The following is a 20,086-nucleotide window of genomic DNA, read 5'->3' on the forward strand; positions in this document are numbered from 1 at the left end:
TCCTTGTTTGTTGTCCGGCGCACTCAGGCCAGGGGGGCGATGTTAAGCACACCGTCTTCGAGTCGCACCTGCGCGGGGCGATTGGTGAAGGCGGCGCTCCAGCTTTCCGGCGTGTCGTAAACGCCGTCAATGGCGACCAGCTCGGCGCCGAATTTGTGGCAGAAGATGCGGGCATTGGCCCCGGCGCGCAGCCCGGCGATGGCGCGGCCGCGCAAGGCGCCGTAAATATGGATGGAGCCGCCCGCGATCACCTCGGCCCCCGAGGAGACCGGGCCGATGATGGTGACATCGCCCTCCTCGAAGATGATGGACTGGCCCGAGCGCACCGGGCGGTCGATCAGCAGCGAGGTGACGGCCGGCACCGCCGGGGCAGGCAGCTTGTCGTCGGGGATCTCCAGCAGCTTGCCGCCATCCTCGCGGTCTTGCGGTTTCTGGCGCAGATCGGGCAGCCCGGCCCAGCGTGTGCCGGCGAGTTCGGCTGGCTCCAGCCCCTCGACGGCGATGATATACAGCCCGCGCTCTTCCAGCGCCGCGATCAGCTCCTCAAGCCCCGCCCCAGCCTCGCGCGCGGAGGCCAGGTTCACCACCACCGGCTTGTTGGTGAAATAGCTCGCCGCCCGGCGCAGTTGTTCGTCCAGCGCCGCGAACCAGCCGTCCAGCGGCGGCTCGGGCGCCAGGATCAGCGCCATGAAGCTGCGCCCGCGGATGCGCAGCGCCGGCAGGGCGGGGGCGGCGGTCACCGGCACGGCCTCGGCCCGTTCAAAAAGATCGGCTTGCGAGCAAGCGTTTTTTGAAAAAATGGGAGCATTTCAAGAGTCCGTTAAGCAGCCGGGTGGAGTCAGGTCAAGGGTTTTGGCAGGCCTCGGCATGAGCTTTGATCCATATCAAGGACGGGCTGCGCAAAAAGGTTCACATGGCACTCACCTTATGCGGCGGACGGCTTCCCGTATCAGGGCCACCATTTTCAGGGATGAACCATATGTTTTGCTTCCAGTGTGAACAGACTTCGCGCGTTGACGGCGTGGCTGGCTGCGCGAGCGCCAAGGGCGTGTGCGGCAAGGATGAAACCACCGCCGACCTGCAGGACGTGCTGATCCACCTGCTCAAGGGCATCGGCCAGTACAGCACCCGCCTGCACCAGCTTGGCCAGCCTGACAATGCGGCCGACAGCTTCATCATGTATGGCCTGTTCACCACGCTGACCAACGTCAATTTCAACCGCGCCGTGTTCATGGAGCTGATCCCCGAAGCCGCGCGCATCCGCGACCGCCTGCGCGCCGCCTATGAGGCCGCCGCCGCCAAGGCCGGGCAGACCGCCGCGCAGCTTTCCGGCCCGGCCCAGTTCCAGCCTGCCGATAATCTGGCCGGGCTGCTGGCCCAGGCACAGATCGCCTCGGTGCGCCACGGCGTCGAGATCGTGGGCGAGGACGTGATCGGCCTGCGCGCGTTGATCCTGTATGGGCTGAAGGGCGTGGCCGCCTATGCCCACCATGCCGAGGTGCTGGGCCAGGCGAATGAGGAGATCTATGCCGGCATCGCGCATGCGCTGGACTTCCTGGCCGGTGAGCCGGTGGATGTCGCCGCCATGCTGGACGAGGCGATGGCGCTGGGCCGCCTGAACTACACGGTGATGCAGACGCTGGACGCCGCCAATACCGGCAATTTCGGCGCCCCGGCCCCGACCGAGGTGCTCACCACCCCAGTGGCGGGCAAGGCCATTCTGGTTTCCGGCCATGATCTGCGCGACCTGCACAACATCCTGGAAGCGACCAAGGACAAGGGCATCAACGTCTACACCCATGGTGAGATGCTGCCCGCCCATGGTTATCCCAAGCTGCACGCCTATCCGCATCTGGCGGGCAATTACGGCGGCGCCTGGCAGAACCAGCAGAGCGAATTCGCGGCCTTCCCCGGCCCGATCGTGATGACCTCGAACTGCCTGATCGAGCCGCAGCCGAGCTACCGCAACCGCATCTTCACCGCCGGGCCGGTGGGCTGGCCGGGCATCCGTCACATCAAGAACGACGATTACAGCCAGGTGGTGCAGGCGGCGCAGGCCATGCCGGGCTTCACCGAGGCCGCGCCGGAGAAGAAGGTGCTGGTCGGCTTTGGGCACGAGACCCTGATGGGTGCGGCCGGGGCCGTGGTGGACGCGGTGAAGAGCGGCGCGATCAAGCATTTCTTCGTGATCGGCGGGTGCGACGGCGCCGCCCCGGGCCGCAACTACTACACCGACTTCGCCGACCACGCGCCGAAGGACGCCATGGTGCTCACCCTGGGCTGCGGCAAATACCGCTTCAACACCCATGATTTTGGCACCATTGGCGGGCTGCCCCGGCTGCTCGATGTCGGCCAGTGCAACGACACCTACTCCGCCCTGCAGATCGCCCTGGCCCTGGCCAAGACCTTCGAGTGCGGCGTCAACGATCTGCCGCTGTCACTGATCGTCTCCTGGTTCGAGCAGAAGGCCGCCGCCGTGCTGCTTACCCTGCTGGCGCTGGGCGTGCGCAATGTGCGCCTCGGGCCGAGCCTGCCGGCCTTCCTCACCCCGGCGCTGCTAGGGGTGCTGGTGGAGAAGTTCGGCGTGCAGCCGATCACCACGGCGGATGCGGACATCTCCGCCGCCCTCAACCGCCAGGCGGCCTAACCGCCCGGCACCGCCCAGGGAGCCCCCGCTCCCTGGGCTTTTTTCTGACGCAAGAGGATCGCAGCATGGTTGTGACTTTGGTGACCCGCGACGCGGCGCGGCTGGAATTCCCCTGTGCCAGCGGGCAGGATGTGCTGGGCGCGGCCGAGGCGGCTGGGCTGTATCCGCCCGCCATGTGCCATGAGGGCAGTTGCGGCATGTGTCAGGCGCGGGTGGTGGAGGGCGCTTATGAGATGGGCCCGCACACCGAGTCGGCCATGCCTGCCGGGCCGGGGGGCGTGCTGCTCTGCCGCTGCCTGCCGCAGGGCGATGTGACCATCGAGCTGCCCTGCACCGACGCCCAGGTCGGCCGCCACAAAATTCCGGTGCGCGAGGCCGAGATCGAGGCGATGGCCCAGGCCGGGGCCGGCGCCGTGGCGCTCACCCTGCGCCTGCGCCCCGATGCCGAGCTGGGGCTGGCGGTGGATTTCATCCCCGGCCAATACATGGAGCTGACGATCCTCGGCACCGAGACCCGCCGCGCCTATTCGCTGGCCAATCTGCCGAACTGGGAAGGGCGGCTCGATTTCATCATCCGGCTGCAGCCGGGCGGGGCGTTTTCTTCCTGGCTGGGCGAACGCGCGGCGGTGGGCGATGTGCTGAACGTGCGCGGCCCGCTCGGGCATTTCGTGCTGGACGAAAGCAGCCCGCGCCCGCGCTGCCTGGTGGGCGGCGGTTGCGGCATGGCCCCGCTGCTCTCCATGCTGCGCCACATGGCGGATTTCCAGGATTCGCAGCCCGTGCACCTGATCTATGGCGCCAACCGCGAGGATGAGCTGCTGCCAGCCGAGGAGCTGGACGCGCTGCGCGCTGCCCTGCCGCAGCTTGGCGTGACGCTGAGCGTCTGGCGTCCAGGCCCCGGCTGGACCGGGTTTTCCGGCACCTCCGCCGACGCGCTGGACGCCTATCTCGCCACCGCCGCCGAGACGCCGGATATTTATGTCTGCGGCCCGCCGCGCATGATGGAGGCGGTGATGAGCACCGCCCAGCGGCGCGGCGTGCCGGAGGCGCAGATCTTCGCCGAGCGCGTGCAGAGTTGAGGCGCCGCCCCGGCGGCGCTAGGGTACGCCATGCATCTGACACGATTTACCGATTTCGGTCTGAGAACCCTGATCTATCTGGCCTTGCAGCCGGAGAAGCTGGGGCAGATCGCCGAAATCGCCGGGGCCTATGAGATTTCCGAGAGCCACATGACCAAGGTCGTGCACCGCCTGGGGCAGGCGGGGCTGATCGAGACGCTGCGCGGGCGCAATGGCGGCATCCGCCTCGCCCGCCCGGCAACCGAGATCGGGCTGGGCGACGTGGTGCGGGCGCTGGAGCCGGAGCTGGCTCTGGTGGAATGCCAAGCTGGGAATTTTTGCGTGATCGGCGGGCTGTGCCGCCTGCAATCCATCGTGAATGAGGCGCAGGACGCGATGCTGGCGGTGATGGACCGCTACAAGCTCTCCGATATCGCCGGGCCGGATAGCCGCGCGCTCAAGCGCCGCCTCAAGGTCGGGACCGAGGCTTAGCCCTCGGCGTTTTCCCTGCGTAGCACGTCGAGCGGCAGGAGTGCGCCGTCGCGCTCGAAATGCCAGAAGGTCCAGCCATTGCAGGATGGCGCATTCTGTACCGCCGCCCCCACTTGATGGATGGAGCCCCGATGCGCGCCGGAGACGAGCTGCCCCTCGGCCGTGACCTCGGCGCCGAAGCGGCGCTGCTTGTCCATCACCGGCGTGCCGGGGCGGATGATGCCGCGCTCGACGAAGCTGCCAAAGGCGATGCGCGGGGCCTCGCGCCCGGTGGGTGGGGCGAGCACGGCGGTCTTGGGCGCCTGCCGCTCGGCCTTCAGCCGGCCCCAGGCGGCCTCGACATAGGCGGGGTGGCGCTCGATGCCGATGAAATGCCGGTGCAGCCGCTTGGCCACGGCGGCGGTGGTGCCGGTGCCCAGGAAGGGGTCGACGATAATATCCCCCGGGCTGGTCGAGGCCATGATGACGCGGTGCAGCAGGGCCTCGGGCTTCTGGGTGGGGTGCAGCTTCAGCCCGTGCTGGTTCTTCAGCCGCTCCCCGCCGGTGCAGAGCGGCAGCGTCCAGTCCGAGCGCATCTGCAGATCGTCGTTCAGCGCCTTCATCGCTTGGTAGTTGAATTTATAGCGGCTCTGCGGGCTCTTGGCTGCCCAGATCATGGTCTCATGCGCGTTGGTGAAGCGCCGGCCGCGGAAATTCGGCATCGGGTTGGTCTTGCGCCAGATCACGTCGTTGAGGATCCAGAACCCCATATCCTGCATCATCGCGCCGATGCGGAAGATGTTGTGATAGGAGCCGATGACCCAGATTGTCCCATCTTTGAGCAATATGCGGTGGCATTCGGCCAGCCAGTCGCGGGTGAAAGCGTCATAGGCCGCGAAATCCGAAAACCGGTCCCACTCCTCGTCCACCCCGTCCACCAAGCTGTCATCCGGGCGGCGCAACTCGCCGCGCAGCTGCAGATTATAAGGCGGATCCGCGAAAATGCAGTTTACCGACGCGTCGGGCAGCATGCGCAGCATCGTCCCGGCATCGCCGAGCAATATCTGGTCCAGCGGCAGTTCGCGCAGCACTTCCACAGGCAAGGCGGATCCTCGAAATCACGGGTTTCAGCAGATTTGGCGTCTGCCCCGTAACCGCGTCAACACTGGGCAACTATATTTTGTCTTCGCGCCGTTAATAGCAAGATAACCGTTGCGCTATTCTTGACATGCCGGGGGGGGATGGGTAGCAACCCGCCAACGTCTAGGCGGGTTCTCCGCTGAAAACAGGTGCATGAGCGAAGGTCGGGACAAAGCGGCGTTTGAACAGCGGCTCAAGGCTGCCGAACAGGCTGCCGAGGGGCCGAAGCGGGACGCGGCTGAAAGCGATGCCGGGTCGGCCCGGCGCGCGATCGAGCTGGCGATGCGTCTGGGCGTGGAAATGGTGGCCGCGATGGTCATTGCCGTGGTGATTGGCTGGGGGCTGGATAAGCTCTTCCATACGACACCCTGGCTGATGATCCTCATGGTCCCGGTGGGTATGGTGGCCGGGCTGCGTAATCTGCTTCGCGCATCCGGTGACAAAACAGGCGGCTGAACGGGATAGACATGGCAGGACCAACGATCGACGCGCTGGGACAATTCACCCTGACCACGGGGCTTGGCGGCCTCGGCCGCGCCGTGAACTTCACCAATTCCAACGAGGCGATGCTTGGCGCCGCCGTGGTTGTGGTGCTGGTGTTCGCGCTTGGGCTGCGCAGCCGGGCGTTGGTGCCGGGCCGCACGCAGTCGCTGGTCGAGCTGCTTTATGAATTCGTGCGCAACATGTGCGTGGACACGATCGGCGAGGAGGGGCTGCGCTTCTTCCCCCTGGTGTTCACCATCTTCAGCTTCATCCTGCTCGGCAACCTGATCGGGCTGTTCCCCTATTTCTTTGCCTTCACCAGCCATATCGCGGTCACACTCACACTGGCGCTGTTCGTGTTCGTGTTCTCCACCGGGGTGGGGTTCTACACGCATGGCTTCAAATTCCTGAAATTCTTCGTGCCCTCCGGCGTGCCGAGCTGGCTGCTGCCGCTGCTGGTGCCCATCGAGATCATCTCCTACCTGTCCCGTCCCGTCTCCCTCTCGGTCCGTTTGTTCGCCAACATGACCGCCGGGCACGTAATGTGGGAGGTATTCGCCGGCTTCATGCTGCTGCTCACCGCGAGCTTCGGCGTGCTGGGCGCCTTCGCCTCGGTGGTGCCGCTCGGGCTGAACGTGGCGCTGGCGGCTCTGGAGCTGCTGGTGGCCGGGCTGCAGGCCTACGTGTTCGCCATTCTCACCTGTCTGTATCTGCACGACGCCGTGCATATGCACTAACGACTTCGCCAAAACGTTTCTCGGAAAGGAAAGTTACATGGATCCTCAGTCTGCCGCTCTGCTCGCCAAGGACGTTGGCGCGGGTCTCGCCACCATCGGTGTCGCTGGCGCCGGTGTTGGTATCGGTAACCTGTTCGGCTCGTTCGTGTCCGCCGTTGGCCGCAACCCGGCCGCGCGCGACAACATGTTCAAGGACGTGCTGCTGGGCTTCGCGCTGACGGAAGCCGTCGCGCTGTACGCCCTGGTTATCGCGCTGGTCATCCTGTTCACCTGATGCGCCGCGTAAGCACCGCTCTGCTGCTGGCTTTGGCACCTTCGGCCGCACTGGCCGAGGGCACCATGCCGCAGATGGATTTCGCCAACCCGCTGACCCTGGATCAGGTAGGCTGGATGGCGGTCATCCTCGTGGTGCTGTATCTGCTGCTTTCGCGCTGGGGCCTGCCGGAAATCGGCAAGGTGCTGGAACATCGCGCCGGGGTGATCGCCAAGGATCTCGCCGCCGCGCGCGCGGCCAAGGTGGAAGCCGATCAGGCGGTGGCGCAGCTCAACGCGACCATCGCCCAGGCCCGCGCCGCCGCGCAGGCCGAGGTGGCGAAGGCCGTGGCCGACGCCAAGGCCGACGCCGCGGCGAAAGCCGCCGCCCTGGCCAGCCAGCTGGAGGCCAAGCTCGCCGAGTCCGAGGCGCGGATCGACGCCGCCCGGGCCGCCGCGCTGGCCGCCATCAAGCCCGTGGCCGCGGAGGCAGCCAGCTCCATCCTGTTGAAACTCACGGGCAGCCAGCCCGCTGAAGACAAGCTCGCCCAGCGTCTCGACGACGCGCTGGCGGCGCGCAAGGCGGCATAAGCCATGGAATACCAAGCTCTCTCCGGTAGCGCTTTCTATCTGCATGGCGCGTTCTGGGTCTTTGTGGCCGTGGCCATCTTCGCCCTGATCGCGGGGCGCAAGGTCATGGCCGCGATCGGCACGATGCTCGACACCCGCGCCAAGAGCGTGAGCGACGCGCTGGCCGAGGCCGCGCAGCTGAAGGCCGAGGCCGAGGTGATCCTCGCCGACGCCAAGGCCCGCCAGGCCCAGGCCATGGAAGACGCCAAGCAGATCCTGGAAACCGCGCACCAGGAAGCGGCCAGTCTGGCCGCCGCCCTGGCCGCCGAGGCTGAGGCCACGGCGAAGCGCCGGGAACGCATGGCGATGGAGCGGATTGCCGCGGCGGAAGCCTCAGCCGTGAGCGAGGTGCGCGCCGCCGCGATCGACATCGCCACCGCCGCCTCCGCCGCGCTGCTGCGCGACGAGCTGGGCGCGCAGGGCGATGCCGCTCTCATCGACCGCGCGATCTCCGGCGTGCCGGGCGCACTGCGCGCCTGAGCCTCGCGCCGGCTGTCGGATAAAAGGCCAGGGGCTGCTGTCCCTGGCCTTTTAAGTTGTATATACTTTTATCGGTTTTCCCCGTTTTGACCCGTTGCGCGCATGGCTGAAAACGGCCATGATGCCCCGTGTTGCATCACTGCGCGATGCTCTGATGGACAAAATGCACAATATTGGGAGAATGCGATGAAGCAGATTTTCGCGCCGGCGGTTGCCGTGGTTTGCGCGCTCGGTACGCTTGCCGCCCCGGTTGCCGCCCAGGCCAAGGCGTTAACGCAGATCACCTTCGGGGTGGATGCGACCTACCCGCCTTTTGAGAGCCTTTCGCCCAGCGGCGCCTTCCAGGGCTTTGACATCGACCTCGGCAAGGCGATCTGCGCCGAGCTGAAGGTGAAGTGCGTGTTCGTGTCGCAATCCTTCGACGGCATCATCCCGGCCCTGCAGGCCCGCAAGTTCGACGCCATCCTGTCCTCGATGACGGTGACGCCGGAGCGCGCCAAGCAGATCAATTTCTCCTCCGAGATGTATAATGAGCCGACCAGCCTGGTCGAGAAGAAAGGCGCCGGGCTGGAGCCGACCGCCGCGAGCCTGAAGGGCAAGAATGTCGGCGTCGAGGCCGGCACCATTCAGGAGACCTACGCCAAGACCTATTGGCAGCCGCAGGGCGTGAACGTGATCTCCTATCAGGGCCAGGATCAGGTTTATGCCGATTTGCTGTCGGGCCGTCTGGACGCCTCGCTGCAAGACTCGGTGGAGGCTGATTACGGCTTCCTCAAGACCCCGAAGGGGACGGATTACCAGTTCGGCGGCAATGTCACCTATGATCCGCAGGACGTGCTGGGTTCCTACATCGCAATCGGCGTGCGTAAGGATGAGCCGGAACTGCTGAAGAAGATCGATTGGGCGATCGCCGAACTCCACAAGAACGGCACGTATAACAAGATCGAGGCGAAGTACTTCAACTTCGACGTTTACGGCACGCAGCCGGCGGCCACCACCGCGCCGGCGGCAGCGGCGCCTGCCGCGAGCGCGCCCGCAGCCCAGTAAACGGTTTGTCTCTGGCTCCGGCGCGCGGCGCCGGAGCCGTTCCTGGGGAGGAACGTCATGTTCAATCTGGCGGGCTACGGACCGCAGCTTTTCAGCGGCATGGTGACGACCATCGAGTTGTCCGTGTTGTCGCTGGTGGTGTCTTTCGTCATCGGCTTGCTTGGCGCTTCGGCCAAGCTCTCCAAAAGCCGCCCGATGCGCGGCGTGGCCACTGTGTACACCACCATCATTCGCGGCGTGCCCGATCTCGTGCTGATGCTGCTGATTTTTTATTCGCTGCAGATCTGGCTGAATGATTTTTCCGATTACCTGAATTCGATTCAGGGCGATTTCACCTTCGCGTTTCCGCTCGACCCCTTCACCTCCGGCGTGATCACGCTTGGCTTCATCTACGGTGCGTATTTCACCGAAACCTTCCGTGGCGCCTTTCTTGCGGTGCCCAAGGGGCAGCTCGAAGCCGCGCGCGCGTTCGGCATGCGCCCCAAGCAGGTGTTCCGGCGCATCCTGTTCCCGCAAATGATGCGCTACGCCTTGCCGGGCATCGGCAATAATTGGCAGGTGATCCTCAAGGCCACGGCGCTGGTGTCGCTGATTGGCTTGTCGGATGTGGTGAAAGCCGCGCAGGCGGCGGGCGAGGCCACCTTCCGCACCTTCTTCTTCATCGTGGTGGCGGGGGCGGTGTACCTTGTGCTCACCACCGTCTCAAACGGCGTGCTCATCTTACTGGAACGCAAATATTCCGTCGGTGTGCGGAAGGCGGCGCTATGATCGATATTCTGCAAAATTACTGGCAGGCCTTGCTGTATTCCGATGGCTACGGGGTGACCGGCCTGGCCATGACGCTGTGGCTGCTCGTGCTCTCCTGCGCCATCGGCTTCTGCCTGGCGCTGCCGCTGGCGGTGCTGCGCAATGCGCGCAACCCGGTGCTGTGGTTCCCGGTCTGGTTATATACGTTCATCTTCCGCGGCACCCCGCTCTATGTGCAGCTCCTGCTCATCTATAGCGGCATTTATGGGCTGGATTTTGTGCACCACACCGCGCCGCTGGCCGATTTCTTCCGCTCCGGGCTAAACTGCACGATCCTCTCCTTCGGGCTCAATACCGGTGCCTACACCACCGAGATCTTCGCGGGCGCGATCAAGGAGACCTCGCATGGCGAGGTGGATGCCGGGCTGGCGATGGGCATGTCGCGCGTGACGCTGTACCGGCGCATCATCATCCCCGCCGCGCTGCGCCGGGCGCTGCCGGCCTACAGTAACGAGGTGATCCTGATGCTGCACGCCACCACCCTGGCCTTCACCGCCACGGTGCCGGACATTCTCAAGGTCGCCAACGACGCCTATTCCGCCACCTATGCCCCGTTCGACTGTTTCGGCATCGCGGCGCTGATCTATCTATGCGTGTCATTCACGCTGATCTTTTTGTTCCGCCGGACGGAGCGGCGCTACCTCGCCTTCCTTAGCCCGTAAGGCGAGGCTGGGGGGCGGCATTAAATTCTGCGGGGCTTGATCCGGATCAAACCCTGCGCATGGATGAAACATTACAGTTCCGTCCATGAGAATTGTTGTATCCCTGGGCGGCACGGCGCTGCTGCCGCGCAAAGAAAGCTTGTCCCCTGGCATCCTGCGTAAGCGGGTGGCGGAGGTCGCCCGAAGCCTCGCCGGGGCGATGATGGGGGGGCACCAGATCGTCGTCACCTTTGGCGATGCCTCGCAGCTGGGTCTGCTTGGGCTGCAGACGCTCAACAGCCCGCGCGCGGCGTTGATGCCGCTGGATGTGCTGCATGCACAGGTGGGAGGCTGGCTGGGCTACGAGCTTGAGCGCGAGATCCGCAACGCCTTGCCGCCGGGGGCGCTGGTGGTAAGCATGGTCACCCAGACCCTGGTGGATATGCATGACCATGCCTTTCGCGAGGCTGGCCTGCCGGTTGGCCCGGTGTTCGACAAGCCGACCGCCGAGCGCGTCGCCAAGGAGCTGGGCTGGAAGATCGATCGGGCCGGGGAAGGCTGGTGCCGCATGGTCCCGGCGCCGCAACCGGTCGATATTATCGAGACCGAGGCGCTCCTGCGCCTCATCAATACCGGGGTCACCGTCATCTGTGGCGGCGGCGGCGGCGTGCCGGTGCGCCGCGATATCGAGGGGCAGCTTTACGGCGTCGAAGCGGTGGTTAGGAAGGAGGCCGGCGCCGCCTTGCTGGCGGAGCGGGTGCAGGCGGATATGTTCGTCATGCTCTCCGAGCTTGGCGGGCTGTATCTCGATTTCGGCGCCCCCGCGCAGCGGCTGATCGCCGCCGCCGGGCCGCAGGATTTGGCCGCGCATTTCGCCCAATTTCCAGAGCAGATCATGCGCCCCAAGGCACAGGCGGCGGTGGCATTTGTGCGTGCCACCGGCAAACAGGCGGCCATCGGCAAACCGGAGGAGCTTGCGGAAATTCTCGCTGGGCGGCGCGGCACGCTGGTCGCCGCCGATGGCGGGCAGATCAGCTTCCACGACCAGGGGTAGCGGGCTCTCCCGGCGGCAGGGCCGAGCAAGCCGGTAAAATTGTTGCAAATCCGTCCCGGCGCGTTAGGATGCCGGGGCTAGGTCAACAAACCGCCGCTTGGGATGAAAAAAGTGAACGGTATGGGAACATCCGCGGAGAAGGGTGAGCCGGAGGATTTGGCTAGCCTCGCCCTGGCCGCCCTGCGCGAGCGCGAGGCGCAGCTGCGCTCCATTCTGGACACCGTGCCGGACGCCATGATCGTGATCGACGCCGCTGGCGTCGTTGGCTCTTTCAGCAGCGCGGCGGAGCGGCTGTTTGGCTACAGCGCCGCTGAAATGGTGGGGCGCAATGTCAGTCTGCTGATGCCCGCGCCCCATGCCGAGCGGCATGACAGCTATCTTGAACGCTATCTGCGCACCGGGGAGAAGCGCATCATCGGCGCCAGCCGGGTGGTGATGGGCCGGCGCAAGGATGGCTCGACCTTCCCCATGGAGCTGTATATCGGCGAGACGCCGATGCGCGCCGGGCGCGCCTTTACCGGCTTCATCCGCGACCTCACCGAGCGGCACGAGACCCAGGCCCGGCTGCACGAGTTGCAGGCCGAGCTCGCGCATATGTCGCGCTTCACCGCGATGGGGGAAATGGCCTCCACCCTGGCGCATGAGCTGAACCAGCCGCTCACCGCCGTGGCGACCTATCTCAATGGCTGCGCCCGCCTGCTCGACCGTGGCGCCGGCGCCGATCTGGCGATGCTGCGCGACGGTATCGAGCGCGCCGCCGAGCAGGCGCTGCGCGCCGGGCAGATCATCCGCCGCCTGCGCGAATTCGTCGCCCGGGGCGAGACCGAGCGCCGCCGCGAGAGCCTGCCTAAGCTGGTCGAGGAGGCGAGCGCCCTGGCCCTGGTGGGCGAGCGCGAGAGCGGGGTGCGGGTGGATTTCGCCTTCGCGCCGGAATGCCGCGCCGTGATCGCCGACAAGGTGCAGGTGCAGCAGGTGCTGCTCAACCTGATCCGCAACGCCATGGAGGCGATGCGCGAGAGCGAACGGCGCGAACTCGTGGTGAGCACCGTCCCGGCGATGGAGGGCATGGTGCGGATCTCGGTGGCTGATACGGGGCCGGGCATCGCGCCGCACATCATGGCGCAGCTGTTCCAGCCCTTTGTCACCACCAAGAGCTACGGCATGGGAGTCGGGCTTTCCGTGTCGCGCACGATCGTCGAGGCGCATGGCGGGCGGCTCTGGGCCGAGCCCAACCCGGGCGGCGGCGCGGTGTTTTTCTTCACGCTGCCATGTGTCGGGCAGGCGGGCGCGGACAGCCATGCTGCCTGATCCGGTGGTGCATCTCGTCGATGACGACGAGGCGGTGCGCCACTCCCTGGCCTTCCTGCTGGCCAGCGCCGGGTTCGCCGTGCGCACCTACGATTCCGCCGCCGCGTTTCTCGACGCGCTGGAGGCGGTGCGGCCGGGCTGCGTGGTCACCGATGTGCGCATGCCTGGCCTCTCGGGGCTGGCGTTGCAGCGGGAGCTGATCAGCCGGCGCATCGGTCTGCCGGTGATCGTGATGACCGGCCATGGCGATGTGAAGCTGGCGGTGGAGGCGATGAAGGCCGGGGCGGTGGATTTCATCGAAAAGCCGTTTCAGGACGAGGTGATGCTCACCGCCATCCGCGCCGCCTTCGACCGTTATGCCCGTGACACCCGCCACCATGACGAGGCGAACGCCGTGGAAGCCCGGCTGCATACCCTGACCATGCGCGAGCGCGAGGTACTGGATGGGTTGCTGGCGGGCCACCCCAACAAGACCATCGCGCATGAGCTCAACATCAGCGCCCGCACCGTCGAGGTGCATCGCGCGAATGTGATGACCAAGATGGGCGCCGCCAACCTGCCCGAACTGGTGCGCATGGTGCTGCTCTCGCGCACCCCCGGCGTGTAGTTCCGCCGCATTTGCGTTGAATCAAGTGACACGTGCCGGATGTCTGGTATCCGGGCGGGATTATTCATCCTTGTGCAAAGTTCAGGACGGTCGTGTTCGAGTTGGGAGTCAGCGGTATGGCCGAGGCGCGGCCACTGGTCATGGTCGTGAACGACGATGCGGCGATGCGCGACGCCCTGCAGTTCCGGCTGCGCCTGGAGGGGCTGGAGGTACAGGCCCATGCCGATGGCGCCGCGCTGCTCGCCAGCCGCGATCTGGCGCGGGCGGGCTGCGTGATCCTGAAGGACCAGATGCCGGGGGTGGGTGCGTTCGAGACGCTGCTTCGCCTGCATGCGCTGGATCTGGCGCCGCCGGTGATCTTGTTGACGGGCGCCGCCAGCGCGGCCTTGCGCCACCGGGCGGCGGCGGCTGGGGTTTGGCTGGTGCTGGAGAAACCGATCCTCGATAATGGCCTGGTCGATGCGGTCGGGCATGCCCTGGCCGGGCAAGGCGCGAGCCGGCCTACGTAGAATCCCGTAAGGGAAAAACCGAATATCATTGTCAGGGCCGGGCCGGTTAAATCTCTCCCGCAAGAGCAAGTGGGAGAACCAAGAGATGTCAGCCAGCATAGCGCTGCGTGGAGATCATGGTGCCGCGAAGCTGTGGGGCGCGCCGGTGCCGCCGCTCACATTGATCGGCCCGGCGGGAGAGACCACGCTGCCGCCGCCCGCGCTGCATTTCACCCAGGATGCGGAAATCTACGCCGAGGGCGACGAGGCGGTTTATCTCTACAAGGTTGTCAGCGGCATGGTGCGTACCTGCAAATTCCAGACGGACGGGCGGCGCCATGTCGACGCGTTCCACGGGCAGGGCGATGTGTTCGGCTTCGAGCTGGGGGCTGAGCATGCGCTCTCGGCCGAGGCGGTGACCGAATGCGCTGTCATCCCTTATCGACGCCGTGTGCTGGAGAGCAAGGCCGCGCAGGATGAAACGGTGGCGCGCCAGCTTTACCGCTACGCCATGCAGTCGCTGGAGCGCACCCGCCAGCACGCGCAGCTGCTCGGCCGGGCGAGCGCGCCGCAGAAGCTGGCGGTGTTCCTGCTCGATCTGGCCGGGCCGCGCGGCGCGGCGGTCGATCTGGCGATGACCCGCCACGACATCGCCGATTATCTGGGGCTGACCATCGAGACGGTGTCGCGCACCCTCTCGCATCTGGAGCGCGACGGCGTGTTGCACCTGATCACCGCGCGGCAGATCGAGATCCGCGACCGCGCGGCACTGCGGACGCTCTGCGGCTGAGTGCCGCGGCCCATGGGTGGACGGGGCGGATGATATAATATATCATTTCCGCCGGTTTCATCTGGGGGCGGATATGACTCGGCTTGGCTTGTTGGCGGCGGCCGCGGCGCTGGCGCTGGGCGTCGGGATGGCGCGGGCGCAGCCGGTGCTGCGCGCGGTTGGCATTGAAAACCAATACGCCAATGTGATGGCGCAGATCGGCGGGCCTTATGTGCAGGTTAGCGCCATTGAGAGCGACCCCAACACCGATCCGCATGAATTCGAGATCAGCCCGCAAGTGGCTGGCGAGCTCGCGGCGGCGGATGTGGTGGTGGAGAACGGGCTGGGCTACGATGCCTGGGCCGATAAGCTGCTGCGGGGCGGCCATGCCGAGGTGATCAGCGCGCAACGCGTGCTCAACCTGCCCGGCACCACCCAGAACCCGCATCTATGGTACGACCCCGCCACCATGCCCGCCGTGGCCCAGGCGGTGGCGGCGGCCTTCGCCGCCAAAGACCCGGCCCATGCCGCCTATTATCAGGCGCGGGCGCATGCTTTCGACGCCTCGCTCCAGCCCTGGCGGGATGAGCTGGCGCAGATCAAGACCCTGTATGGCGGCACCGCCGTGGCGGTGAGCGAGCCGGTGGCCGATGACCTGTTGCTGGCGGCAGGGCTGAAGATCGCCACGCCCTTCACCCTGCAGGCGGCGGCGATGAACGGCACCGACCCCGCGCCGCAGGATGTCGCCTTCCAGCAAAACCTGCTGGTTTCGCGCCAGGTGGCGCTCTACGTGTTTAACCTGCAGGTGCAGGACACGCTCTCCGATTCCTTCCGCGCTTTGGCCCAGCAGAGTGATCTGCGCGTGCTCGGCGTATTTGAGACGATGCCGAAAGGTGCCAAGAGCTACCAGGACTGGATGCACGGCGAGACCGCCGCCCTGGCCCAGGCGCTGGCGGCGAGCGGGCATTGACGCACGCGCTCGACGTCGCCGGGCTGTGCGTCTCGCTCGGTGGGCGCGAGGTGCTGCACGAGGTCAGCTTCGCGCTGGAGCCGGGGGCGTTTTGCGGGCTGATCGGCGCCAATGGCTCGGGCAAGACCACCTTGCTGCGCAGCATTCTCGGCTTCACCGCGCCCAGTGCCGGGCGCGTGGCGCTGGCCGGGGTGGCGGGCTATGTGCCGCAAAAATTGCAGCTCGACCCTGACATGCCGGTGCGGGCGGGCGATTTCGTCGAGCTGGGGCTGAACGGCCATCGCTTCGGTTTCCCGTTCCCCTCGCGCGCACGCCGGGCCAAGGTGGAGGCGATGCTCGCCGCTGTCGGCGCGGAGGCGTTCGCCGGGCAGCGCATAGGCGAACTCTCGGGCGGGCAGCAACAGCGCGTGCTGATCGCGCATGCGCTGATCCGCCAGCCGAAGCTGCTGCTGCTGGATGAGCCGCTCGCCAATCTCGACCTGCGCGCCAGCGCTGAGATCATCGCGCTGCTCAAGCGCGTCGCCGCCCAGGGGGTGACGGTGCTGCTCTCGGCGCACGACATGAACCCGCTGCTCAGCGCCATGGACCGCATCGTCTATCTCGCCAAGGGCCGTGCCGCCAGCGGCAGGACGCAGGAGGTGGTGCGGACGGAGGTGCTCTCCGCGCTCTACGGGTATCATATCGACGTGATCCGCGTGCATGACCGCATCATCGTGGTGGCGGGCGAGGGCGGCGCGCATGGCGGCAAGCACGTCGCGGCGATTCCATGACATTGCTGCAGCCCGGTTTCCTGTCGAGCCTGCCGGTGCAAAACGCGCTGCTCATCGGCGCGGGGGCGGCGCTGCTCTCGGGCGCTGCGGGGGTGTTCACGGTGCTGCGCGGGCAATCCTTCGCCGGGCATACGCTGGCCGATGTCAGCAGCGCGGGCGGGGCGCTGGCTTATCTGCTCGGCATCAGCCCGCTGGCGGGGTTTTTCGGCCTCGCCGTGCTGGGCGCGCTGGGGGTGGAGGCAGCGGGTGAGCGCCGCGCGGCGGGGCGCGATTTAGCGGCGGGCATCGTGCTCGGCGCCGGCATGGGGATCACCGCCCTGCTGCTCTATCTGGACGTGACGCTGAAAGGCCATGGCGGCGCGGCGGTGGCGGTGATGTTCGGGGCGCTGTTTGCGGCGCCGCCGGGGCTGGGCCGCGCGGTGGCGCTGGGCGCGCTGGCCGGGCTGGCGGGGCTAGGGCTGATCTACCGGCCGCTGCTGCTGGCCACGCTGGATGGCGAGCTGGCCCGCGCCGATGGCGTGAATACCAAGCTGCTCGGCGGCGCCTATCTGCTGCTGCTGGCGCTGGCGGTCACGCTCTGCGCCATGGCGGTGGGGGCGATTCTGTCCACCGCGCTGCTCATCGGGCCGGCGGCGGCGGCGCTGCGGCTGGCGCGCGGCCCGGTGGCGGCCATGGCGCTGGCGGGGTTGCTCGGGCTGGGCTGCGCCTGGGGCGGCATCTGGCTCGCTTATCAGAGCTATGGCTGGACGCCGGGTCATGTCTGGCCGGTCAGCTTCTTCATCACCGCGCTGGTGCTGGCGGTTTATGCCGCCGCCGCGCTGGCCCGGCGGGGTTGAGCATGTTCGCGCCTTATCTCCGGGATGCCTGGATCGTCGCCACGCTGATCGCCTTGGCCGCAGGTTGCGCCGGATATTTCGTGGTGCTGCGCGGGGCCGGGTTCGCCGCGCACGCGCTGCCGATGGCGGCTTTCCCCGGCGCGGCGCTCGCGGGGCTGCTCGGCATCGCGCAGGTTTATGGGCTGGCGGCGTTCGCGCTGGCCGGGGTGGCGGGGCTCACGTGGTTGAAGCGCGCTCAGCGGCCTGATGCCGCGGCCGCGCTGGTGCTGGTCGCCCTGCTCGGGCTGGGGGCGCTGTTTCTCAGCCTCTCCGGCGGCTATGCCAATGCGGTTTACGCCCTGCTGTTTGGCCAGATCCTCGGCGTCGGCCCGGCCGATCTGCCACCTGCCCTCGCCATCGGCCTTGGCGTGCCCGCGCTGCTGCTGGCCTGCTTCCGTCCGCTCAGCTACAGCGCCATCGCGCCCGACATCGCCGCCGCGCGCGGCCTCTCCGGCGCCGGGCTGGATGTGCTGTTTCTCGGCCTGCTGGCGGTGACGGCCGCCATCGCGCTGCCACTGGCCGGGGCGCTGCTGGTGTTCACGCTGATGGTCGGCCCGGCGGCGGCGGCGCGGCAACTCACCCCGGCGCCGCTGCCCGCGCTGGGGCTGAGCATGGCGCTGGCGCTGCTGATCGTGTGGGCGGCCTTGGCGCTGGCCTGGCTCACCAGCCTGCCCTCGGGGTTTTTCGTCGGTGCGGGCTCGGCGCTGGTCTATGCCGCCGCGCGGCTGTGGCGGCGGGTTAAAGGCTAGCACAGGCGGCGCAGAGGCCGTCCAGCTCCACGATCGCGTGGGCTGGGCGGAAGCCATGCGCGGAAGCCGCCCTGGCCAGCGCGGCCGAAATGCCCGGGTCCTCGATCTCCGTCACCGCGCCGCATTGGCGGCAGATCAGAAATTGCGCGTCGGCGTGGTCGTGCTCGGCCTCGGCGCAGGGGATGAAGGCGTTCAGCCGCTCGATGCGGTGGATCAACCGGTTGGCGAGCAGGAAATCCAGCGCCCGGTACACGGTGGGCGGCACGGCGGAGCGGCGCACGGCCTTCAACTGGTCGAGCAACTGATACGCCGTGACAGGCGCTTCGGCCCGCAGGATCAGCTCCAGCACCTCGCGCCGCAGGGCGGTGAGCTGCGTGCCGTGTTTGGCGCAGAGCGCCTGCGCCGCCTGGAGCTGGGCGGGGATGTCGCGGGCGCGGGCGGTGTGGTGGTGAGCCATGCGGCGATGATAGGCCATCGCGCCGCCAGCGGGGAGGGGGCGGCGCGCCCTTGACGAAACCCCGCACCCGGCTACCTTTCCATTATGTCTGACAATGCGACGCTGATGCCGGCAAACGGGCAGGACGAGCCCGCCCAGGCGCTGACGCGCGAGGACATTCTGCGCGCGCGCGACCGGCTGGAAGTGCTGCGCACCCGCTCGCAGCGGCGCTGGCTGCGCCTGCTCTGGCTGCTGGCCGGGCCGGGCGTGTTGGTCATGCTCGGCGAAAATGACGGCCCCTCCATGGTCTCTTACGCCACCACGGGCGCGAGCTATGGCATCGGCTTCTTCATCCCCTTCATCCTGCTCACCTTCGCCATGGCCTATGTGGTGCAGGAGATGACGGTGCGGCTCGGCGTCGCCACGCATCGCGGCCATGCCGAGCTGATCTTCCAGCGCTTCGGCCCGTTCTGGGGCTATTTCGCGATGGCCGATCTGGTGTTCGGCAATTTGCTCACCCTGGTCACCGAATTCATCGCCATCCAGGCGGGCGGGCTTTATTTCGGTTTCCGGCCGGTGGTGTCAGTGGGGGCGGGGGTGGCGGTGGTGCTCGCCTCGCTGGCGCTGCGCCGCTACGCCACGTGGGAGCGTGTGCTGCTGGCGCTGGCGGCGGGGAATCTGCTGTTCATTCCGGCGGCGCTGCTGGCGCATCCTGATGGCGCCGCGCTGGCCCATGCGCTGGGCACATGGGGGCCGCTGCCGGGCGGGCTGAGCACCGGCTTCGTGGTGCTGCTGCTGGCCGATATCGGCGCCACGGTCACGCCCTGGATGATCTTCTTCCAGCAGAGCGCGGTGGTTGATAAGGGCCTGACCCGCGCCGATTTGCCGCAGGGGCGGCTGGACACCGCGATCGGCGCGTTCATCGCCGCCATGGCGGCCATCGCCACCGTGGTTGCGGCGGCGCCGCTGCATGCGCTGCACGCGCCGATCCGCCAATTCGTCTCGGGCGCCGATTTCGCCACGGCGCTGCAGCCGCTGATCGGTCATACCGGGGCGACGTTGTTCGCGCTCGGCATGACGGAGGCCGGGCTGGTCGCGGCGATGACCATCTCCACCAGCTCCTCCTACGCGCTGGCGGAAACCATCTCGGCCCGCCACAGCCTCAATCTCGATTTCCGCAGCGGCCGCTGGTTTTATGGCGCGGCGATCGTCTCCACCCTGTTCGCCGCCGGGATCGTGCTGATCCCGCACGCGCCGCTGCTGGCGCTGACGCTGAGCGTGAACGTGATCGCCACGCTGCTGATGGCTCCGGCGCTGCTGTTCCTGCTGCTGCTGGTCAATGATGCCGAGATCATGGGCGATCTGGCCAATCGGCGTCTGGGCAATCTGGCGGGCGGGCTGATCATCATCGGCATCGCGCTGGCCGGAGCGGTTTATGGCGTGCTCATGGTGTTTCCGACATGACGCAGGATGAGATCCTGCGCGCGCTGGAGCCGGCGCAGCGCTCGGCCCAGAAATACAAGCCTTATCCGCGCCGCAAGCTGGGCTGGCGGGTGCAGGCGCTCTTATGGCTGCTGCGCGCCTATGTGCTGGTGGCGGTGCCGCTGGTGGTTTACGCCTTCGTCAAGGCGCTGCTGGCGGGGGCGTAACCGCGGTAAGAAAAATGC

The 20,086-nt window shown here is 67.1% G+C and carries 25 protein-coding genes; 22 read left to right on the forward strand and 3 right to left on the reverse strand.

What is annotated here, in order from left to right; translation table 11 throughout:
• Positions 1-23: 23 nt before the first annotated feature.
• Positions 24-746, reverse strand: coding sequence for a septum site-determining protein MinC (gene minC / locus LI953_RS08555; protein ID WP_227075636.1), 723 nt, complete (start codon positions 744-746; stop codon positions 24-26).
• A gap of 233 nt (positions 747-979) precedes the next feature.
• Between minC and hcp the strand changes: the two genes are divergently transcribed.
• The 3 genes from hcp (at position 980) to LI953_RS08570 (ending at position 4,197) form a co-directional block, all read left to right on the forward strand.
• On the forward strand, positions 980-2,647 hold the full coding sequence (gene hcp, locus LI953_RS08560) for a hydroxylamine reductase (protein ID WP_227075697.1): 1,668 nt from the start codon (positions 980-982) through the stop codon (positions 2,645-2,647).
• 65 nt (positions 2,648-2,712) lie between these two features.
• A complete protein-coding gene (locus tag LI953_RS08565; protein WP_227075637.1) occupies positions 2,713-3,726 on the forward strand; it encodes a 2Fe-2S iron-sulfur cluster binding domain-containing protein in 1,014 nt (337 codons plus the stop codon).
• Between the two features lie 30 nt (positions 3,727-3,756).
• On the forward strand, positions 3,757-4,197 hold the full coding sequence (locus tag LI953_RS08570) for an Rrf2 family transcriptional regulator (protein WP_227075638.1): 441 nt from the start codon (positions 3,757-3,759) through the stop codon (positions 4,195-4,197).
• Here LI953_RS08570 and LI953_RS08575 read toward each other — a convergent pair.
• The gene (locus LI953_RS08575; protein ID WP_227075699.1) at positions 4,194-5,216 is read right to left on the reverse strand and encodes a site-specific DNA-methyltransferase; all 1,023 of its coding nucleotides are present in this window, start codon (positions 5,214-5,216) and stop codon (positions 4,194-4,196) included. The two genes, LI953_RS08570 and LI953_RS08575, sit on opposite strands and share 4 nt — an antisense overlap.
• A gap of 253 nt (positions 5,217-5,469) precedes the next feature.
• Here LI953_RS08575 and LI953_RS08580 point away from each other — a divergent pair, with 253 nt between their 5' ends.
• The 17 genes from LI953_RS08580 (at position 5,470) to LI953_RS08660 (ending at position 17,983) form a co-directional block, all read left to right on the forward strand.
• The gene (locus LI953_RS08580; RefSeq protein WP_227075639.1) at positions 5,470-5,772 is read left to right on the forward strand and encodes an AtpZ/AtpI family protein; all 303 of its coding nucleotides are present in this window, start codon (positions 5,470-5,472) and stop codon (positions 5,770-5,772) included.
• 11 nt (positions 5,773-5,783) lie between these two features.
• Positions 5,784-6,536, forward strand: a complete 753-nt coding sequence (locus tag LI953_RS08585; protein ID WP_227075640.1) for a F0F1 ATP synthase subunit A — start codon at positions 5,784-5,786, stop codon at positions 6,534-6,536.
• Between the two features lie 37 nt (positions 6,537-6,573).
• On the forward strand, positions 6,574-6,810 hold the full coding sequence (locus LI953_RS08590) for an ATP synthase subunit C family protein (RefSeq protein WP_227075641.1): 237 nt from the start codon (positions 6,574-6,576) through the stop codon (positions 6,808-6,810).
• Entirely contained in the window at positions 6,810-7,379 is a 570-nt protein-coding gene (locus LI953_RS08595; protein ID WP_227075642.1) for a F0F1 ATP synthase subunit B, read from the forward strand. Before LI953_RS08590 ends, LI953_RS08595 begins: the two co-directional genes overlap by 1 nt.
• A gap of 3 nt (positions 7,380-7,382) precedes the next feature.
• The gene (locus LI953_RS08600) at positions 7,383-7,898 is read left to right on the forward strand and encodes a F0F1 ATP synthase subunit B (protein ID WP_227075643.1); all 516 of its coding nucleotides are present in this window, start codon (positions 7,383-7,385) and stop codon (positions 7,896-7,898) included.
• A 186-nt stretch (positions 7,899-8,084) separates the two neighbouring features.
• Complete coding sequence (locus LI953_RS08605) at positions 8,085-8,945, forward strand: ABC transporter substrate-binding protein (protein WP_227075644.1); 861 nt, start codon at positions 8,085-8,087, stop codon at positions 8,943-8,945.
• A gap of 57 nt (positions 8,946-9,002) precedes the next feature.
• Complete coding sequence (locus tag LI953_RS08610; RefSeq protein ID WP_227075645.1) at positions 9,003-9,713, forward strand: ABC transporter permease; 711 nt, start codon at positions 9,003-9,005, stop codon at positions 9,711-9,713.
• The gene (locus tag LI953_RS08615) at positions 9,710-10,414 is read left to right on the forward strand and encodes an ABC transporter permease (RefSeq protein WP_227075646.1); all 705 of its coding nucleotides are present in this window, start codon (positions 9,710-9,712) and stop codon (positions 10,412-10,414) included. Before LI953_RS08610 ends, LI953_RS08615 begins: the two co-directional genes overlap by 4 nt.
• 85 nt (positions 10,415-10,499) lie before the next feature.
• On the forward strand, positions 10,500-11,447 hold the full coding sequence (locus tag LI953_RS08620) for a hypothetical protein (RefSeq protein WP_227075648.1): 948 nt from the start codon (positions 10,500-10,502) through the stop codon (positions 11,445-11,447).
• 120 nt (positions 11,448-11,567) lie between these two features.
• Positions 11,568-12,755, forward strand: coding sequence for a sensor histidine kinase (locus LI953_RS08625; protein ID WP_227075649.1), 1,188 nt, complete (start codon positions 11,568-11,570; stop codon positions 12,753-12,755).
• The gene (gene fixJ, locus LI953_RS08630; RefSeq protein WP_227075651.1) at positions 12,745-13,362 is read left to right on the forward strand and encodes a response regulator FixJ; all 618 of its coding nucleotides are present in this window, start codon (positions 12,745-12,747) and stop codon (positions 13,360-13,362) included. The genes LI953_RS08625 and fixJ overlap by 11 nt, the downstream gene beginning before the upstream one ends.
• Positions 13,363-13,454: 92 nt before the next feature.
• Entirely contained in the window at positions 13,455-13,871 is a 417-nt protein-coding gene (locus LI953_RS08635; protein ID WP_227075653.1) for a response regulator, read from the forward strand.
• An 85-nt stretch (positions 13,872-13,956) separates the two neighbouring features.
• Positions 13,957-14,640, forward strand: coding sequence for a helix-turn-helix domain-containing protein (locus tag LI953_RS08640; protein WP_227075654.1), 684 nt, complete (start codon positions 13,957-13,959; stop codon positions 14,638-14,640).
• Positions 14,641-14,713: 73 nt separating this feature from the next.
• On the forward strand, positions 14,714-15,589 hold the full coding sequence (locus LI953_RS08645; RefSeq protein ID WP_227075655.1) for a metal ABC transporter solute-binding protein, Zn/Mn family: 876 nt from the start codon (positions 14,714-14,716) through the stop codon (positions 15,587-15,589).
• Positions 15,586-16,359, forward strand: a complete 774-nt coding sequence (locus tag LI953_RS08650; protein ID WP_227075656.1) for a metal ABC transporter ATP-binding protein — start codon at positions 15,586-15,588, stop codon at positions 16,357-16,359. The genes LI953_RS08645 and LI953_RS08650 overlap by 4 nt, the downstream gene beginning before the upstream one ends.
• Positions 16,356-17,195 carry a metal ABC transporter permease gene (locus tag LI953_RS08655; protein WP_227075657.1) on the forward strand — a complete coding sequence of 280 codons (840 nt, stop codon included), beginning with the start codon at positions 16,356-16,358 and terminating at the stop codon, positions 17,193-17,195. The genes LI953_RS08650 and LI953_RS08655 overlap by 4 nt, the downstream gene beginning before the upstream one ends.
• Positions 17,196-17,197: 2 nt before the next feature.
• Positions 17,198-17,983, forward strand: a complete 786-nt coding sequence (locus LI953_RS08660; protein ID WP_227075658.1) for a metal ABC transporter permease — start codon at positions 17,198-17,200, stop codon at positions 17,981-17,983.
• Here the strand turns inward: LI953_RS08660 and LI953_RS08665 are convergent.
• Complete coding sequence (locus tag LI953_RS08665; protein WP_227075659.1) at positions 17,973-18,458, reverse strand: Fur family transcriptional regulator; 486 nt, start codon at positions 18,456-18,458, stop codon at positions 17,973-17,975. The genes LI953_RS08660 and LI953_RS08665 overlap by 11 nt on opposite strands.
• Positions 18,459-18,524: 66 nt before the next feature.
• Between LI953_RS08665 and LI953_RS08670 the strand changes: the two genes are divergently transcribed.
• Together LI953_RS08670 and LI953_RS08675 are read left to right on the forward strand one after the other, a co-directional pair.
• Complete coding sequence (locus LI953_RS08670; RefSeq protein ID WP_227075660.1) at positions 18,525-19,883, forward strand: NRAMP family divalent metal transporter; 1,359 nt, start codon at positions 18,525-18,527, stop codon at positions 19,881-19,883.
• On the forward strand, positions 19,880-20,068 hold the full coding sequence (locus LI953_RS08675) for a hypothetical protein (protein ID WP_227075661.1): 189 nt from the start codon (positions 19,880-19,882) through the stop codon (positions 20,066-20,068). The genes LI953_RS08670 and LI953_RS08675 overlap by 4 nt, the downstream gene beginning before the upstream one ends.
• Positions 20,069-20,086: the final 18 nt, after the last annotated feature.

It is taken from the genome of Acidocella sp. KAb 2-4, assembly GCF_020567705.1.
Classification (GTDB): Bacteria; Pseudomonadota; Alphaproteobacteria; order Acetobacterales; family Acetobacteraceae; genus Acidocella.

Bases quoted from the DNA above. Each gene is read 5' to 3' on its own strand.
- hcp (WP_227075697.1), top strand. From the start codon at position 980: ATGTTTTGCTTCCAGTGTGAACAGACTTCGCGCGTTGACGGCGTGGCT.
- LI953_RS08565 (WP_227075637.1), top strand. From the start codon at position 2,713: ATGGTTGTGACTTTGGTGACCCGCGACGCGGCGCGGCTGGAATTCCCC.
- LI953_RS08570 (WP_227075638.1), top strand. From the start codon at position 3,757: ATGCATCTGACACGATTTACCGATTTCGGTCTGAGAACCCTGATCTAT.
- LI953_RS08575 (WP_227075699.1), bottom strand. From the start codon at position 5,216: ATGCTGCGCATGCTGCCCGACGCGTCGGTAAACTGCATTTTCGCGGAT.
- LI953_RS08580 (WP_227075639.1), top strand. From the start codon at position 5,470: ATGAGCGAAGGTCGGGACAAAGCGGCGTTTGAACAGCGGCTCAAGGCT.
- LI953_RS08585 (WP_227075640.1), top strand. From the start codon at position 5,784: ATGGCAGGACCAACGATCGACGCGCTGGGACAATTCACCCTGACCACG.
- LI953_RS08590 (WP_227075641.1), top strand. From the start codon at position 6,574: ATGGATCCTCAGTCTGCCGCTCTGCTCGCCAAGGACGTTGGCGCGGGT.
- LI953_RS08595 (WP_227075642.1), top strand. From the start codon at position 6,810: ATGCGCCGCGTAAGCACCGCTCTGCTGCTGGCTTTGGCACCTTCGGCC.
- LI953_RS08600 (WP_227075643.1), top strand. From the start codon at position 7,383: ATGGAATACCAAGCTCTCTCCGGTAGCGCTTTCTATCTGCATGGCGCG.
- LI953_RS08605 (WP_227075644.1), top strand. From the start codon at position 8,085: ATGAAGCAGATTTTCGCGCCGGCGGTTGCCGTGGTTTGCGCGCTCGGT.
- LI953_RS08610 (WP_227075645.1), top strand. From the start codon at position 9,003: ATGTTCAATCTGGCGGGCTACGGACCGCAGCTTTTCAGCGGCATGGTG.
- LI953_RS08615 (WP_227075646.1), top strand. From the start codon at position 9,710: ATGATCGATATTCTGCAAAATTACTGGCAGGCCTTGCTGTATTCCGAT.
- LI953_RS08620 (WP_227075648.1), top strand. From the start codon at position 10,500: ATGAGAATTGTTGTATCCCTGGGCGGCACGGCGCTGCTGCCGCGCAAA.
- LI953_RS08625 (WP_227075649.1), top strand. From the start codon at position 11,568: ATGGGAACATCCGCGGAGAAGGGTGAGCCGGAGGATTTGGCTAGCCTC.
- fixJ (WP_227075651.1), top strand. From the start codon at position 12,745: ATGCTGCCTGATCCGGTGGTGCATCTCGTCGATGACGACGAGGCGGTG.
- LI953_RS08640 (WP_227075654.1), top strand. From the start codon at position 13,957: ATGTCAGCCAGCATAGCGCTGCGTGGAGATCATGGTGCCGCGAAGCTG.
- LI953_RS08645 (WP_227075655.1), top strand. From the start codon at position 14,714: ATGACTCGGCTTGGCTTGTTGGCGGCGGCCGCGGCGCTGGCGCTGGGC.
- LI953_RS08655 (WP_227075657.1), top strand. From the start codon at position 16,356: ATGACATTGCTGCAGCCCGGTTTCCTGTCGAGCCTGCCGGTGCAAAAC.
- LI953_RS08660 (WP_227075658.1), top strand. From the start codon at position 17,198: ATGTTCGCGCCTTATCTCCGGGATGCCTGGATCGTCGCCACGCTGATC.
- LI953_RS08665 (WP_227075659.1), bottom strand. From the start codon at position 18,458: ATGGCCTATCATCGCCGCATGGCTCACCACCACACCGCCCGCGCCCGC.
- LI953_RS08670 (WP_227075660.1), top strand. From the start codon at position 18,525: ATGTCTGACAATGCGACGCTGATGCCGGCAAACGGGCAGGACGAGCCC.
- LI953_RS08675 (WP_227075661.1), top strand. From the start codon at position 19,880: ATGACGCAGGATGAGATCCTGCGCGCGCTGGAGCCGGCGCAGCGCTCG.